17 protein-coding genes are annotated in these 13,671 nt (G+C 71.6%); 7 read left to right on the top strand and 10 right to left on the bottom strand.

The genetic code is table 11. The features are described 5' to 3' along the window. Positions 1-111: 111 nt before the first annotated feature. Complete coding sequence (gene mce, locus ABZX85_RS01475) at positions 112-552, bottom strand: methylmalonyl-CoA epimerase (protein WP_075825645.1); 441 nt, start codon at positions 550-552, stop codon at positions 112-114. Positions 553-705: 153 nt separating this feature from the next. Between mce and ABZX85_RS01470 the strand changes: the two genes are divergently transcribed. The 3 genes from ABZX85_RS01470 to ABZX85_RS01460 all read left to right on the top strand — a co-directional run bounded on the left by ABZX85_RS01470 (position 706) and on the right by ABZX85_RS01460 (position 4,349). Next, entirely contained in the window at positions 706-1,893 is a 1,188-nt protein-coding gene (locus ABZX85_RS01470; protein WP_355861464.1) for an acetyl-CoA C-acetyltransferase, read from the top strand. A 69-nt stretch (positions 1,894-1,962) separates the two neighbouring features. Continuing rightward, positions 1,963-2,919, top strand: a complete 957-nt coding sequence (meaB, locus tag ABZX85_RS01465) for a methylmalonyl Co-A mutase-associated GTPase MeaB (protein ID WP_355861462.1) — start codon at positions 1,963-1,965, stop codon at positions 2,917-2,919. A 206-nt stretch (positions 2,920-3,125) separates the two neighbouring features. Then, positions 3,126-4,349 carry an MFS transporter gene (locus tag ABZX85_RS01460; protein WP_355861460.1) on the top strand — a complete coding sequence of 408 codons (1,224 nt, stop codon included), beginning with the start codon at positions 3,126-3,128 and terminating at the stop codon, positions 4,347-4,349. Positions 4,350-4,826: 477 nt separating this feature from the next. Here the strand turns inward: ABZX85_RS01460 and ABZX85_RS01455 are convergent, their stop codons facing one another. Continuing rightward, positions 4,827-5,399 carry a PepSY domain-containing protein gene (locus tag ABZX85_RS01455; RefSeq protein WP_355861458.1) on the bottom strand — a complete coding sequence of 191 codons (573 nt, stop codon included), beginning with the start codon at positions 5,397-5,399 and terminating at the stop codon, positions 4,827-4,829. Positions 5,400-5,511: 112 nt separating this feature from the next. Here ABZX85_RS01455 and ABZX85_RS01450 point away from each other — a divergent pair, with 112 nt between their 5' ends. Further along, the gene (locus ABZX85_RS01450; protein WP_355861457.1) at positions 5,512-6,177 is read left to right on the top strand and encodes a response regulator transcription factor; all 666 of its coding nucleotides are present in this window, start codon (positions 5,512-5,514) and stop codon (positions 6,175-6,177) included. Further along, positions 6,174-7,532 (top strand): HAMP domain-containing sensor histidine kinase, encoded by a 1,359-nt coding sequence (locus tag ABZX85_RS01445; RefSeq protein ID WP_355861455.1) that lies wholly within the window; start codon positions 6,174-6,176, stop codon positions 7,530-7,532. Before ABZX85_RS01450 ends, ABZX85_RS01445 begins: the two co-directional genes overlap by 4 nt. Here ABZX85_RS01445 and ABZX85_RS01440 read toward each other — a convergent pair. The 4 genes from ABZX85_RS01440 to ABZX85_RS01425 all read right to left on the bottom strand — a co-directional run bounded on the left by ABZX85_RS01440 (position 7,529) and on the right by ABZX85_RS01425 (position 10,195). After that, positions 7,529-8,005, bottom strand: coding sequence for a MarR family transcriptional regulator (locus tag ABZX85_RS01440; protein ID WP_355861453.1), 477 nt, complete (start codon positions 8,003-8,005; stop codon positions 7,529-7,531). The two genes, ABZX85_RS01445 and ABZX85_RS01440, sit on opposite strands and share 4 nt — an antisense overlap. 108 nt (positions 8,006-8,113) lie before the next feature. After that, a complete protein-coding gene (locus ABZX85_RS01435; RefSeq protein WP_355861451.1) occupies positions 8,114-8,914 on the bottom strand; it encodes an AIM24 family protein in 801 nt (266 codons plus the stop codon). Next, positions 8,911-9,561, bottom strand: a complete 651-nt coding sequence (locus ABZX85_RS01430; RefSeq protein WP_355861449.1) for an AIM24 family protein — start codon at positions 9,559-9,561, stop codon at positions 8,911-8,913. Before ABZX85_RS01430 ends, ABZX85_RS01435 begins: the two co-directional genes overlap by 4 nt. Position 9,562: 1 nt before the next feature. Beyond that, positions 9,563-10,195, bottom strand: coding sequence for an AIM24 family protein (locus ABZX85_RS01425; RefSeq protein ID WP_355862298.1), 633 nt, complete (start codon positions 10,193-10,195; stop codon positions 9,563-9,565). 224 nt (positions 10,196-10,419) lie between these two features. Between ABZX85_RS01425 and ABZX85_RS01420 the strand changes: the two genes are divergently transcribed. Both ABZX85_RS01420 and ABZX85_RS01415 read left to right on the top strand, forming a co-directional pair. After that, the gene (locus ABZX85_RS01420) at positions 10,420-10,764 is read left to right on the top strand and encodes a DUF3817 domain-containing protein (protein ID WP_355861447.1); all 345 of its coding nucleotides are present in this window, start codon (positions 10,420-10,422) and stop codon (positions 10,762-10,764) included. Then, positions 10,761-11,054: an MTH1187 family thiamine-binding protein gene (locus ABZX85_RS01415; RefSeq protein WP_355861445.1), complete on the top strand. Its 294-nt coding sequence runs from the start codon at positions 10,761-10,763 to the stop codon at positions 11,052-11,054. Before ABZX85_RS01420 ends, ABZX85_RS01415 begins: the two co-directional genes overlap by 4 nt. Before the next feature lie 7 nt (positions 11,055-11,061). On the opposite strand, the gene ABZX85_RS01410 is transcribed toward ABZX85_RS01415, so the two are convergent. From ABZX85_RS01410 to ABZX85_RS01395, 4 genes are all read right to left on the bottom strand, one after another. Next, positions 11,062-11,529, bottom strand: a complete 468-nt coding sequence (locus tag ABZX85_RS01410; protein ID WP_355861443.1) for a hypothetical protein — start codon at positions 11,527-11,529, stop codon at positions 11,062-11,064. 72 nt (positions 11,530-11,601) lie between these two features. After that, a complete protein-coding gene (locus ABZX85_RS01405; RefSeq protein ID WP_355861441.1) occupies positions 11,602-12,246 on the bottom strand; it encodes a TetR/AcrR family transcriptional regulator in 645 nt (214 codons plus the stop codon). After that, a complete protein-coding gene (locus ABZX85_RS01400) occupies positions 12,243-12,923 on the bottom strand; it encodes a DUF4166 domain-containing protein (RefSeq protein ID WP_355861439.1) in 681 nt (226 codons plus the stop codon). The genes ABZX85_RS01405 and ABZX85_RS01400 overlap by 4 nt, the downstream gene beginning before the upstream one ends. Next, complete coding sequence (locus ABZX85_RS01395) at positions 12,920-13,654, bottom strand: hypothetical protein (protein ID WP_355861437.1); 735 nt, start codon at positions 13,652-13,654, stop codon at positions 12,920-12,922. Before ABZX85_RS01395 ends, ABZX85_RS01400 begins: the two co-directional genes overlap by 4 nt. Between the last annotated feature and the right edge of the window lie 17 nt (positions 13,655-13,671).

Genomic DNA, 13,671 nt, shown 5'->3' with positions numbered 1-13,671 from the left:
CACGCACCGAACGCCGCGAGGCGGACGACGCCAGCATGGACGGACGGGTCCGGTTGCCCCACCCTGCGGCGGGCAACCGCCCCCAACCCTACCGGCCCTTATGTACGTGGGTCAGTGCTCGTCGGACTCAACAGGGGCCGATGTGACGAGTTCTGTGAGGACACCGTGGCAATCCTTGGGGTGCAGAAAGGTGATCCGTGACCCCATGGAACCGCGCCGGGGCTCTTCGTAGAGGACCCGTACGCCCTTGTCGCGGACGGCCTCCGAGTCGGCGTCGACGTCCGCCGTGCCGAAGGCGATGTGGTGGACGCCCTCGCCGTTCTTGTCGAGCCACTTCGCGACCGTGGAATCCGGCCGGATCGGCTCCAGCAGTTGCAGATACGAGGCTCCGCCGTCCGACGTATCGTTGATCTTGAGCATGGCCTCGCGCACGCCCTGCTCCTCGTTGACCTCGGTGTGGAAGACCTCGAAACCGTAGGTCGCGCGGTAGAACTCGACGGTCGCGTCGAGGTCGTGGCAGGCGATCCCGATGTGGTCGATTCGCGTCAGCATGGGTTCAGTGGAGCGCTGAAAGGGTGGTTGTGCAACGTGCGGGCGATCACATCGACGGCCGGGTGACGCAGTGACCTACTCCTCAGTACTTTGTCGGTAAACCCTCGTTCACATTCCTCGGCCCGTGCGGGGCCGGTAAGGGGATCGCAGCTCATGACCACATCGGTGATCGTCGCAGGCGCGCGTACTCCCATGGGGCGCCTCCTCGGCTCCCTCAAGTCCTTCTCCGGGGCCGACCTCGGCGGCTTCGCGATCAAGGCGGCCCTCGACCGCGCCGGGATCTCCGGCGACCAGGTCCAGTACGTGATCATGGGCCAGGTCCTCCAGGCCGGCGCCGGCCAGATCCCGGCCCGCCAGGCCGCCGTCAAGGCCGGCATCCCGATGAACGTCCCGGCCCTCACGATCAACAAGGTCTGCCTATCCGGCCTCGACGCGATCGCGCTCGCCGACCAGCTGATCCGCGCCGGCGAGTTCGACGTCGTCGTCGCCGGCGGCCAGGAGTCCATGACCAACGCCCCCCACCTGCTGCCCAAGTCCCGCGAGGGCTACAAGTACGGCGCGATCCAGATGCTCGACGCGATGGCGTACGACGGCCTCACCGACGCCTTCGAGGGCATCGCGATGGGCGAGTCGACGGAGAAGCACAACACCCGGCTCGGCCTGAAGCGCGAGGAGCAGGACGAGATCGCCGCGCTCTCCCACCAGCGGGCCGCCGCCGCGCAGAAGAACGGGCTGTTCGAGGCCGAGATCACGCCGGTCGAGATCCCGCAGCGCAAGGGCGACCCGATCCTGTTCAGCCAGGACGAGGGCATCCGCGCCGAGACGACCGCCGAGTCCCTCGGCAAGCTGCGGCCCGCGTTCACCAAGGACGGCACCATCACCGCCGGATCGGCCTCGCAGATCTCCGACGGGGCCGCCGCCGTCGTCGTCATGAGCAAGGCGAAGGCCGAGGCGCTCGGGCTGGACTGGATCGCCGAGATCGGGGCCCACGGGAACGTCGCCGGACCCGACAACTCGCTCCAGTCCCAGCCGTCCAACGCGATCCAGCACGCGCTGGGCAAGGAGGGGCTGGGCGTCGCCGACCTCGACCTGATCGAGATCAACGAGGCGTTCGCCGCCGTCGCCGTGCAGTCCATGAAGGATCTGGGAGTGTCGCCGGAAAAGGTGAACGTCAACGGCGGCGCCATCGCGCTCGGGCACCCGATCGGGATGTCCGGGGCGCGGCTCGTCCTGCACCTCGCGCTGGAGCTGAAGCGCCGGGGCGGCGGGGTGGGCGCCGCCGCGCTCTGCGGGGGCGGCGGTCAGGGCGACGCGCTGATCGTGCGGGTGCCGAAGGCATGAGTGCGTGTTTTACGGCGATGATCTGACCGTCGGATCATCAGCTCACCGGACCGGTTGATCGGAGTCGTGATGCAGGACGTCCCCTCCCTGATCGCCCAGGCCAGAGAGGGCAGGCCGCGTGCCGTGGCCCGCCTCATCTCCCTGGTCGAGGGGGCGTCCCCGCAGCTCAGAGAGGTGATGGCGGAACTGGCCCCGCTGACCGGCGGCGCGTACGTCGTCGGCCTCACCGGCTCCCCGGGGGTCGGCAAGTCGACGTCCACGTCCGCGCTCGTCGGGGCGTACCGGCGGCAGGGCCGACGGGTCGGTGTCCTCGCCGTCGACCCGTCCTCGCCGTTCTCCGGCGGAGCGCTCCTCGGGGACCGGGTCCGGATGTCCGACCACTCCTCCGACCCCGGCGTCTACATCCGCTCGATGGCGACCCGGGGGCACCTCGGGGGGCTCGCCTGGGCCGCCCCGCAGGCGATCCGGGTCCTCGACGCGGCCGGCTGCGACGTCGTCCTCGTCGAGACGGTCGGGGTCGGGCAGTCGGAGGTGGAGATCGCCGCCCAGGCCGACACGAGCGTGGTGCTGCTGGCCCCCGGCATGGGGGACGGCATCCAGGCCGCCAAGGCGGGAATCCTGGAGATCGGCGACGTCTACGTCGTCAACAAGGCCGACCGCGACGGCGCCGACGCGACCGCCCGTGAGCTGAACCACATGCTCGGGCTCGGCGAGTCCCGGGCGCCGGGCGACTGGCGCCCGCCGATCGTCAAGACCGTCGCCTCCCGGGGCGAGGGGGTCGACGAGGTCGTCGAGGCGCTGGAGAAACACCGGCTGTGGATGACGGAACGCGGCGTCCTGACCGACCGCCGGCGCGCCCGGGCCGCCCACGAGATCGAGATGATCGCGGTCACGGCCCTGCGGGAACGGATCGGGGATCTGCGGGGGGACCGGCGGGTGGGGGCGCTGGCGGAGAAGGTGGTGTCGGGGGCGCTGGACCCGTACCGGGCGGCGGACGAGCTGGTGGCGGGGATCACGGAGAGGTAGGCGGGGGCGGAGAGGGCGGAGGCTGGGGCCGGCGGGGCCGGTCGGTCCGGCGGGGGAGCGTGAGGGATAAGTGCTGGTCAACTCGGCGGGCCCGCTGTTACGTTGACGTCATGTTCCTCCCCTGTGTGTAGCGAGACGCCCACGCGGTCCCCGGCGACCGCGTCCTTCGGCGTCCCCTCACCCACGTCTCCCCGAGGAACTCCCGCATGTCGTCCTACGCGGCCGTGCTCCGGCTCCCGTACGCCCTGCGCACCTTCGTCTCCGCCCTCCTGGCCCGCCTCTCCTACGGCCTCGTCTCCCTCTCCGTCCTCCTCACGACGGTCGACGCGACCGGTTCGTACGCGACCGCCGGTGTCGTCATGGCCGTCTTCGGCGGGACGGTCGTCGTCCTCACGCCGCTGCGGGCCGGACTGGTCGACCGGTACGGGCCGCGCCGCGCGCTCCCGCCGATGGCGCTGCTGTACGCGGCCCTCCTGACCGCGTTCGCCCTCACCGCCGTCCGCCCCTCCCCGCCCCCGCTCCTCCTGTGCGCCCTCATCGCCCTCACCGGCGCCTGCGCCCCGCCCCTCGGCCCCACCATGCGCGCGGTCTGGTCCCAACTGTCCCCCGACAAACCCCTGTTGCAACGCGCCTACAGCCTCGACAGCGTCGCCGAGGAACTCCTCTTCGTCACCGGCCCCGTCCTCGTGGGGGTCCTCGTCGGGATCGCCTCACCGGTGGTGGGCGTCCTGGCGAGCGCGGGCGTGATGGCGGTGGGGACGTGGGGGTTCGTGCGGTCGCCGGGGGTGCGGGGGTTCGGGAAGGGGGTGGCGTACGACGATGAGGCTCGCCCCGCACACAGCGCGCCGGTACCCGCGACGGCGTACCGCACCTCCCCCCGACGCCCCCTCCTGATCCCCCTCGCGACAGCCACCGCCGCCGGTCTCGCCCTCAGCGCGGCCGACCTCCTGGTCACCGCGTTCGCCCGCCAGCACGGCCACGCCCCCGGCGCGGCGGCCTGGACCCTCGCGGCGCTCTCCGCGGGCAGCGCGGCGGGCGGTCTCCTGAACGGCGCGGTCGACTGGCGGACCCCCGCCCGAACCCGCCTCCCCCGCCTGGCGGCAGCCCTCGGCCTCCTCCTGACCGCGGCCGGCGCGGCCCCCGACCTCCTCACCCTGACAGCCCTCCTCACCCTCGCCGGCGCCTTCATCAGCCCCGTCCTCACCACGGCCTACCTCATAGCCGACGAAACGGCCTCCCCCGCCACCCGCACCCGATCCACCGCCTGGATCAACACGGCGATGAACGCGGGCAGTTCAGCGGGCGCGGCAGCCACGGGCCTCCTCCTGTCGAGGGCCCCTCTGAGCGTCTGCTTCGCAGCGGCGGGCTTGGTGGCGCTGGTGACCGGGGTGGGCGGGGCTTGGGCGGAGGGGGGATGGGGGAGGCGATAGGGCGGGGCCGCAGGGGCCGGGGCGGGGGCGTTGAGTGGGTCCGGGCGGAGGCGGACGGGACCATCGGGGCGGTGCTGAACGCCGTGCCGCCCTCTCACCCCGCTCGGTCCGCCACGATCACCCCGGAGCTGCGAGCCGCCCTGTCCAGCGGCGACGGCTCCGCAGCGACGACGGTGCCGGGCCCGAGGGGGTGGGGGTGACGCCTGGCCCGGCCTGGTACCCCACCCGCACTCCGCGCAGCCTCTCGTGCCCGTCCTCGGTCCTCCCGGTCCGTTCCGCCCGGTGCCCCCGGGGCGGGTCTCGCCGTCGGCGGAGTCGGTCCGGTCCGGTGCTGCCCCGGGGCGAGCCGCGTGGCGTCGGGGCCGGTCCGGGACGCCCACACCCCGCCCGGCTCCTCGGCCCCGCTCATACCGGCGCTTTCGTCCAGGCTGCCCCGGCCCACCGCCGCCCGGCTTCGCCCTCCCCATCGCCCCGTTCTCAGTTGTCCCGGTCCGCCGAGACCGTCCCGTTCGCCGCGTTCACCGTCCAGTCGCGCTCCAGACCCTGGGCGTCGCGGGTCTCGATCTCCCAGAGGCCGGGGCGGTCGTCGTCGACGTCGATGGAGAGGACCGTGCCCTTGGGGGCGGCGGCTTCGGCGGCCTGGCGGGCGGTGAGGCCGGTGGGGGTGCGGTTGTCGTCGTTGTCGGTGTCGACGCGGGTCGAGAGGATCTTGCCGGTGGCCGGGTCGACGAGGACGTCGTACGTGGTCCTGTCCGTGCCGAGGATCTCGATGTCCCAGCCCCGGCCGGAGGCGTCGTCGTCGTCCGTGTCGAGGTCCGCCGAAAGGACTGTGCCGGGGCGGGACTTGAGGGCCGCGTCGATGGCCTGGGCGGCGGTGAGGTTCGTGGTGGTGGTGATCACCGTCGGCTGCTCCTGCGCGGCGGCGGCCACCCGGACCGGCTGCGCCGCCCCTTCACGCTCGCGGCCGTCGTCACCGGCGAACGCCAGCGCCGTCCCTCCGGCGAGGACTGCGGTCACGGCGACGGCGGTGATGGCGAGACTGCGCTTCATGGGGTTCCTCCAAGGTTTCCGTTCCGACGCCACTCACACTCGCCGACCGACCCTGAACGCAAGCTGAAGCCACCTGAAGGGATCTTCAGGTTCCGTTTGCCACCCTGTACGCATGCGCCTGTTGATCGTCGAGGACGAAAAACGCCTCGCCCAGTCCCTCGCCCGGGGCCTCACCGCCGAGGGCTACGCCGTGGACGTCGTGCACGACGGCCGCGAGGGCCTGCACCGGGCCACGGAAGGCACGTACGACCTGCTGATCCTCGACATCATGCTCCCCGGCCTCAACGGCTACCGCGTCTGCGCGGCCCTGCGCGCGGCGGGCCACGACGTCCCGATCCTGATGCTGACCGCGAAGGACGGCGAGTACGACGAGGCGGAGGGCCTCGACACGGGCGCGGACGACTACCTGACGAAACCGTTCTCGTACGTCGTCCTCGTCGCCCGCGTCAAGGCGCTGCTGCGCCGCCGGGGCCAGGCTGGCGGCTCCCCGGTGCACGTCCTCGGCGACCTGAGGGTCGACACGGCGGCCCGCCGCGTCCACCTCCGGGACACCGAAGTCACCCTCACCGCCAAGGAGTTCGCCGTCCTGGAACACCTCGCCCTGCGCCCCGGCGAGGTCGTCCCCAAGGCGGACATCCTGGAGCACGTCTGGGACTTCGCGTACGACGGCGACCCCAACATCGTGGAGGTGTACGTCAGTTCACTGCGCCGCAAGCTCGACCCGGCCCTCATCAGGACGGTACGCGGCGCCGGTTACCGGCTGGAGGCCGGCCGATGAGAGCCCGCTCGGTCCGCGCCCGCACCACCCTCGCCGCGACCCTCGTCGTCGCGGTCGCCCTCGTCGCGGCCGGCGCGGTCGTCGTCCTGTCGCTGTGGACGAACCTCCGCGGCCAGGCCGACACCGCCGCCGAACGCACGGCCCGCACGGTCGCCGCCCACCTCGCCGCCGGCACCCCCTACGACAAGCTCGACCTGGACGACGACGTCCCGGTCCTGGTCGAGACGGCGACCGGCGCGACGGTCGCGCGCAGCGAGGAACTCGGGTACGTCTCCTCGAAGTTCGCCGCCACGGACGACGACGTCGACATCGGCGAGACGGGGGACGTCTCCTACTCCACCGGCGTCGCGACCCTCGGCGACGACGGCACGGCGGACTACCGGTTCGCGAGCCTCACCGTCGGCACCCCGGCCCAGGGCCCCCTCACCGTCCACGCCGGCGCCCCCCTCGCCACCGAACAGTCCGCCGTCCGCACGGCGTTGACGGTCCTCCTGGTCGTCCTGCCCCTGCTGCTGGCCCTGGTCGCCGGCGTCACCTGGCTGGTCACCCGGCGCGCACTGCGCCCCGTGGAGGGCATCCGCCGCGAACTGGCCGCGATCACCGCCTCCCAGGACCTGGCCCGCCGCGTCCCCGAACCGGCCGCCCGGGACGAGGTGGCCCGCCTCGCGCGCACGACGAACGAGACGCTGGCCGCCCTGCAAGCCTCCGTGGACCGCCAGCGCCGCTTCGTCGCCGACGCCTCGCACGAACTCCGCAGCCCCATCGCGTCGTTGCGCACCCAGCTCGAAGTGGCCGCCGCCCACCCGGAGTTGCTGGACCTGGACGGCGCGGTGGAGGACACGGTCCGCCTCCAGCACCTGGCGGCCGACCTCCTGCTGCTGGCCCGCCTGGACGCCGGCGAGACACCCCCGCACACTCCGGTGGACCTGGCCGCCCTGGCGACGGAGACGACGGCCCCCCGCAAGGGAACGCGCCTGAAAACCGAACCCGGCGTCGAAGTCACCGGCTCCCGCAGCCAGTTGAGCCGAGTCCTGGCCAACCTCCTGGACAACGCGGCCCGCCACACCCGTACGGAGGTCTCGGTGACGGTCCGCAGAGACGGCACCGACGCCGTCCTCACGGTCGCGGACGACGGCCCCGGGGTCCCGCCCGGGGACCGGGAGCGCGTCTTCGAACGCTTCGTCCGCCTCGACGACGCCCGCAGCCGCGACGACGGCGGCGCCGGTCTCGGTCTCGCGATCGCCCGCGACATCGCCGTACGCCACGGCGGGAGCCTGGAGGTCGGCGAGGCCGCGACGGGCGGCGCGCTGTTCGAACTGCGGCTGCCCGTGAGGGATCTGGCCGACGGGAGTTAGGGCCGGCCCCGGTTCTCGCGGAGGTGGTCGGAGACCGGGCCGAGGGCCTTGCTGAGCTGCTGCATCGACTCGGGGGAGAGGAGGTCGATGAAGTGGCGGCGGACGGAGGCGACGTGGAACGGCGCGACCTCCCGCATCACTTCGAGGCCGCGTTCGGTGAGGACCGCGTACAGCCCGCGCCGGTCGGACTCGCAGTTCTCCCGGCGGACCAGGTCCGTGTTCTCCATGCGGGTGATCTGGTGGGAGAGGCGGCTCTTGGACTGGAGGGTGGCGGCGGCGAGGTCGCTCATCCGCATGCGGACGTCGGGGGATTCGGAGAGGTTGACCAGGATCTCGTAGTCGTTCATCGTCAGCCCGAACGGCTGGAGATCCTTCTCCAACTGGTGCATCAGCAGCCGGTTGACCTCCAGCTGGGTGCGCCAGGCGCACTGCTCCGCTTCGGTCAGCCAGCGTGTGGCCGTCTCGGTCTCCATAAAAGAAGTCTACCTAAAAAGTTGAAATATTAATGAGAGGGCGTGACGGGGCGCACCGGGAGTGTGACGGCGCGCATCCGTTCGACGTCACACTCCGCAGACTACCGCTCACAGACCGAAGCGCCGCTGGAGATCACCGAGCTGTCCGGGAAGGCGCGGTGACCCCGGCTGGCCGCCGTGCCCCTGCCCGCCGTGCGCCCCGCCGCCTGGGACGCCCGGCTCACCCGGCACCACCCCGGTCGCCTGCTCGGCCATGAGCGCCTCGGTCGACTGGAGGAGGACGGTCCCGGCGCCGACGAACTCGAACTGGTGCTCCTCTCCCGAGGCGCCGCCCAGGCCCGTCATCGCACGTAGACCGCCCAGCAGGCCCGTCATGTAGCCGTGGTCGTAGTGATGGCAGGGCGAGGGGCAGTCCGCCCAGCCGACCAGCGCCTGCGGGTCCACCCGGATCGGCGGCTCCATGAACACCACCGGGCCGTTGGACGCGGCGACGAACTTGCCCGTCCCGATCAGCGTCAGGAACCCCGGCACGATCGACTGCTTCAGCGCGAGACTTGGCTGAAACGCGAGGAGGTTGCCGGAGCGAATGGTGAGGTTGCCGTCCTCCAGGTCGTAGGAGTTGACGTCGAACGCCCGGTCGGCGAGGAGCATCTTGCCCGAGCCCTCCGCCACCACCCAGTCGCTCGCGTGCAGAGGCGAATGGAACGACGTCCGCACCAGGCGGTCCAGCCTGCCGTGCCCGATGCCGTTGAAGTCGATCGACCCGTAGTAGGCGATCATCTTCCCCTTCTGGAGGAACCACTGGCTCCCCTTGAGCTCCACGCAGAAGGTGTAGGAGTTGACGTTGTCGTCGACCGGCAACGACATCGGGTCGTAGACCACCGGGCCCGCGCCCGCGTAGTGGTTCACAGCTTCTCCTCCGACGCCTGGACGTACACCGTGCCGTTGCCGCTCAGTTCGAGTTGGAACGCCTCTCCGGAGCCCCGCCCGACCATGTCGCGCCAGCCGAGGGCCGTCGAGAGCTTGTTGCGGACGTCGCCGTGGTGGGCGACGTACGCCTGGGGGTCGACGTGGACCGGGCGGTTCGGGGTGATCGGGACCTCGAAGACGCCGCCGTGCGCCATGACGGCCACCGCGCCGTGGCCCTTCAGCGTGGTCGTGAACAGGCCCTGGCCGCTGACCTGGCCGCGGACCATGCCCATGACGCCGCCCTGGGAGCCCATGAACATCGTCCCCTGCTGGAGGGTGCCCTCGAAGGCGAGGAGGCGGTCGGCCTCCACGTAGAGCGTGTCCCCGGCGAGGTTGATCACCTGGACGTGGTGGCCGCCGTGCCCGAACAGGACCGTGCCGCTGCCCTCGACCGTCATCAGCGGGGTGTCCTCGTTGGCCAGGCGGCGGCCCAGCATCGACATCACCCCGCCCTGGCCGCCCTGGATGTTCGGCGTGAACGACACCTCGCCCTTGTAGGCGAGCATCGCGCCGCGCTGGCTGAACAGGCGCTGGCCGGGCGCGACCGTCGCCTCGACCATCTTGGAGTTGATCTCACGGAAGGTCATCTCACACGTCCCCCGCGATCGTGTTCCGCTCGCTGGGCTGGATGTACACCAGGCCGTCCCCCTCGAAGCGGATCTGGAAAGCCTCGCCGCCGCCCTCGCCGATCAGCGTGCGGAACGTCACACCGGCCTGGAAGGACTGGCGGAGGTTGCCCTGGTGGGCGACGTACGCGCCCGGGTCGACCGTCAGCGGGTACTGCGGGGTGACCCGCAGGACCACCGCGGGGCCGTCGGACGTGATGGCCGCCTGGCCGTGGCCCTCGACGGTCGTCGTGAACAGGCCGTTGCCCTGGGAGGCGCCGCGCAGGCCCGTGAAGGTCGTGCCGGTCCTGAGGCCGGCGTCCGTCGCGAGCAGGTTGCTCGACTCCACGTACAGCTTGTCGCCCTGGAGACCGACGAGATTGATCTCCGAGGCGCGGTCGGCGAACCAGCAGATTCCGTGCCCCTTCACCTCCATCACCGTCATCTGCTCGCCGGTCAGCCGGCGGGTCACCATCCCGCGCAGACCCTCACCGCCGCCGCTGAGCTTCTTGAACGCCATCTGCCCGTCGTAGGCGACCATCGAGCCGTTCTTGGCCTTCACGGCATCGCCGGTCATCTCGACGGCCAGCACCTTGCTGTCCTGCAATCGGAACATCGCCACGACGCCGAAGGTATCCGCTCGGGGGGTGGAGAGAACAGGTCCCACGGGTGGATACCGACCCTGAAGGGACCCCTAGGGGCAGGGTTTGCCACAATGGACGAACGCTTGTGCGTGCGTTCACAAGGCGCACGGCGGGTGTTTTCCGCAAACCGCCAGCTCAGCAGTGTGATGACCCCATCATCTGCGCCCCTCTATGCCCCCTTCTCGAAGGTGACCCCGTGGACCTGAAGACAGCCTCCGCCCTCCGCCGCCTCCGCCTGGTCTCCGCCCCCGAGGCCATCTCCTTCCTCCTCCTGCTCGTGTGCTCCGTCCTCAAGCGGACCACGGACTTCAACGCGGTACCGGTCATGGGCATGGTCCACGGCGTGCTGTTCATCCTGTACGTGCTGTTCTGGGCCGACGCCTGGAACCGGACGAAGTGGCCCCTGAAGACCGGCGCCCTCTACTTCGTCCTCTCCGTCCTGCCCCTCGGCGGCTTCTTCGCCGAGCGCAAGCTCCGCCGTGAGGCCGAGGACGCGGTCATCGCCTCCCGCGCCCGCCAGGAAGGCGTCGTGAGCGCATGATCGTCGCCTTCTCCGTCACCCCCCTCGGCGTCGGCGAGGAGGTCGGCGAGTACGTCGCCGACGCCGTCCGCGTCGTCCGCGAGTCCGGTCTCCCCAACCGCACCGACGCCATGTTCACGTCCATCGAGGGCGACTGGGACGAGGTCATGGACGTCGTCAAACGCGCCGTGGCCGCCGTCGAGGAACGCGCCCCCCGCGTCTCCCTCGTCCTCAAGGCCGACATCCGCCCCGGCGTCACGGACGGGCTGACCTCCAAGGTCGAGACGGTCGAACGCCACCTGGCGCAGTAGCCGCCCCTCAGATGTGAGCCCGGATCTGCCGGACGGGATGCCCGAGCGCGTCGGCGAGCGCGGCGAGTTCACCGCCGCCGAACGCGTCGCGCTCGGGGTTCCACACGGCGATCTCGAACCGGGAGAACCCGCAGGGGGCCTCGAAGCGGAGGGTGTCCAGGGAGAGGGCCGCCCCGCAGCAGGGCACGGTCACCCCGAGATCGGTGAAACCGCTCTCGGCGTGCGCCTCCCCGAGGTCACACCACCACTGGAGGTCGATCTCCCCGCCGCACACCGGGCACCCGATCCGGTCGAGGTTCTCCCCGCAGTCGACGGCGTTGACCGCGTCGTACCACGTGGTCTCGACGTACGGCTCAAACCCCTCGGGGTTCTCGGGGAACCAGGAGGCGACCAGGGCGTGAGCGCGCGCGGCGGCGTCCTTCGAGGGCTGCCAGCGAGGGTCGTCGGGTATGACGGAAAGCACGTCGTCGCTCATGCGGGGCACTGTAGGCGGGGGGTGTGACAAGGCCCTCCCGGCAGCGCCCCCGCCACCTCACCGCCCGTCACTTCACCGCTCCCGCCCCGAAGCCCGCCGCAGATACTGCCGCACCGCCCGCTGCGAGATCGGCCCCAGCTCCTCCAGCGCCCCCACCAGCAACCCCAGTTGCTCCAGGGCGTCCAGAGCCGAACCGGCCCCCTCCGCGTCGACCCCCTCGTACAGCTCGATCCCGACGAACGAGGCCGCCACCGCGCGCGCCAGCCCCGCGGGGTCGGTGAACTCGCCGAACGGGGTGGCCGCCAGTACCCGCCGCAGTACCTGCTCGATCTCGACGATCCACAGGTCGAGGCCGGCGGCGGTGGCCGGTCCGAGGGCGGGGTGGGTCTGGGCGCCCGCGAGGAGCTGGCCGAGGCGGGCGACGTGACCGGACTCGCGTTCGGAGGTGTGGATCTCGCGTCCGAGCGCGAGGAGTTCGGAGAGGGACGTCACCTCCTCGAAGCGTTCCCGGTAGCGCGAGACGGACTGTTCGGCGCCGTACCGGCAGGCCGCCGCGAGCAGCTCGTCGACGGACCCGAAGTGGTAGAAGACGAGCGCCTGGTTGACGCCGGCGGCGGTCGCGACGGACCGGGCGGACGTCTTGGCGATGCCCTGCTCGGTCAGCGTCCGCAGCGCCCCCTCCAGCAGCTTGGTCCGCGTCTCCTGCGACGGACTCATGCGCGCGCCTCCTCTCGTACCGGCCGCAGCCCGGCCCGTACCCCGCAGTGTCGTACGTCGCCGTACTCGGCCCGGAAGGACCCCTCGTAGCCGAAGAGCGGACCGAACCGCCGGTTGACGACCCGGACGCGAATCCGGAACCGCCCGGACGCCTCGTCGAACGACTCCCGCACCTCCGCGTCGGCGCCGATCAGTTCGGGCACCCGCACGTCCACCGGCCCCTCCCGGAACCGGTGTTCGCCCGAGCGGATGAGGAGTGAGCCGTCGGGCTCGGCGTGGAAGGTGAGGTCGGTCGCGAGGTGCTGGTGCGTGCCGAGGTAGTCGAGGATGCGCCCCTCGGGCCCCAGCACCATCTGCGCGTCGAACCGCCGAGGCCGCCCGGGAAAGGCGAACGTCCGCACGAAACTGACGGTTTCCCGCCCGTAGGAGTCGAGGTAAGGGACATTCTCGATCACGAACGGAACATCGCGGCCCGCGCGGGGTACCAGGATGTTGCGGGTCGTCCCGAGCGCGAGGAACGGCTTCACGAACGAGGGCCCGTGCCAGATCCGGGACATGACCCCCCGCCCGGTGCACGCCTCCCCGCTCGCGAGGCCCACCGAGAAGCGTCGGCGCAGCTCGGGGTGGAGGCGTTCGAAGGCGTCGTCGCCCATGGCCGTACGGAAGATGGAGGTCATCGCGGGGTCTCCAGGGTGCGCGTCAGGCGGGGCGCACGCGCGCGTGCCGGTGCGCGGCGGACGCAGCGGCGGGCGGCGGGGACACAGGGCAGGGGCGATGCGAAGAGCGCCAGACAGGCGGCGACGAGGAGGAGCGGGGGGATGGCGAACATCAGCGAGGCGGCATGCCCGGGGCCCTGGAAGATGCCCACGCAGGCCGCCGTCAACACGAGCGCCCGGACGGCGAGTTCCGCCAGCCAGTTCCACAGGGCCCGCTCCGGGGTGATCCCCCTCTCCAGCCACAGCCGCAGCCGGTCGAACGACCACGCCGTCGCCCACACCATCAGCGGACGGAACAGGAACCGGTCCGCGACCCTCCCGAACCGGCCCCAGCGCGGCCGGTAGTCGTACCCCGTGAGGAAGCGGACCCCGTCCCCCTCCGGGACGTAACGCCAGTACCCGCCGCCCTCCTTGAGGAGCGACAGCGGATGCGGGGAGGCGAACCGCAGCGCCGACGTCCGGGTGCCGTCCGGGCGTTCGGTCTCGCCGGCGCTGACTCCCGTGCCGGCGACGGACAGGAACGGCAGCACGCGCGTGGCGTACCGGAAGTGCTGAGGCTCGCCCTCCGCGCGCGGGAGGTAGTCGATTGTGGTGAACCGGAGGTCCCAGCGCTGATGCTGCGCCGGGTCCTGTGTGCGGTCCCACAGGAGGTCCAACTCGGCGTGAATACGCGCCTCTATATAGAGCCCCATCGTCATTCCCCCAGGTG

Origin of the sequence: Streptomyces sp. NPDC004539 (assembly GCF_040610055.1) — a bacterium.
Taxonomy (GTDB): Bacteria; Actinomycetota; Actinomycetes; order Streptomycetales; family Streptomycetaceae; genus Streptomyces.
The sequence above is the reverse complement of the archived record's forward strand: the minus strand, read 5'-3'. Positions and strand labels throughout refer to the sequence as shown.

Excerpts from the sequence above, each read along its gene's own strand:
- ABZX85_RS01460 (WP_355861460.1), top strand. The coding sequence starts at position 3,126 with ATGTCGTCCTACGCGGCCGTGCTCCGGCTCCCGTACGCCCTGCGCACC.
- ABZX85_RS01410 (WP_355861443.1), bottom strand. The coding sequence starts at position 11,529 with ATGAGCGACGACGTGCTTTCCGTCATACCCGACGACCCTCGCTGGCAG.
- ABZX85_RS01395 (WP_355861437.1), bottom strand. The coding sequence starts at position 13,654 with ATGGGGCTCTATATAGAGGCGCGTATTCACGCCGAGTTGGACCTCCTG.
- ABZX85_RS01430 (WP_355861449.1), bottom strand. The coding sequence starts at position 9,561 with ATGACCTTCCGTGAGATCAACTCCAAGATGGTCGAGGCGACGGTCGCG.
- ABZX85_RS01455 (WP_355861458.1), bottom strand. The coding sequence starts at position 5,399 with ATGAAGCGCAGTCTCGCCATCACCGCCGTCGCCGTGACCGCAGTCCTC.
- meaB (WP_355861462.1), top strand. The coding sequence starts at position 1,963 with ATGCAGGACGTCCCCTCCCTGATCGCCCAGGCCAGAGAGGGCAGGCCG.
- ABZX85_RS01445 (WP_355861455.1), top strand. The coding sequence starts at position 6,174 with ATGAGAGCCCGCTCGGTCCGCGCCCGCACCACCCTCGCCGCGACCCTC.
- ABZX85_RS01425 (WP_355862298.1), bottom strand. The coding sequence starts at position 10,195 with ATGTTCCGATTGCAGGACAGCAAGGTGCTGGCCGTCGAGATGACCGGC.
- ABZX85_RS01405 (WP_355861441.1), bottom strand. The coding sequence starts at position 12,246 with ATGAGTCCGTCGCAGGAGACGCGGACCAAGCTGCTGGAGGGGGCGCTG.
- ABZX85_RS01440 (WP_355861453.1), bottom strand. The coding sequence starts at position 8,005 with ATGGAGACCGAGACGGCCACACGCTGGCTGACCGAAGCGGAGCAGTGC.
- ABZX85_RS01450 (WP_355861457.1), top strand. The coding sequence starts at position 5,512 with ATGCGCCTGTTGATCGTCGAGGACGAAAAACGCCTCGCCCAGTCCCTC.
- ABZX85_RS01470 (WP_355861464.1), top strand. The coding sequence starts at position 706 with ATGACCACATCGGTGATCGTCGCAGGCGCGCGTACTCCCATGGGGCGC.
- ABZX85_RS01400 (WP_355861439.1), bottom strand. The coding sequence starts at position 12,923 with ATGACCTCCATCTTCCGTACGGCCATGGGCGACGACGCCTTCGAACGC.
- ABZX85_RS01415 (WP_355861445.1), top strand. The coding sequence starts at position 10,761 with ATGATCGTCGCCTTCTCCGTCACCCCCCTCGGCGTCGGCGAGGAGGTC.
- mce (WP_075825645.1), bottom strand. The coding sequence starts at position 552 with ATGCTGACGCGAATCGACCACATCGGGATCGCCTGCCACGACCTCGAC.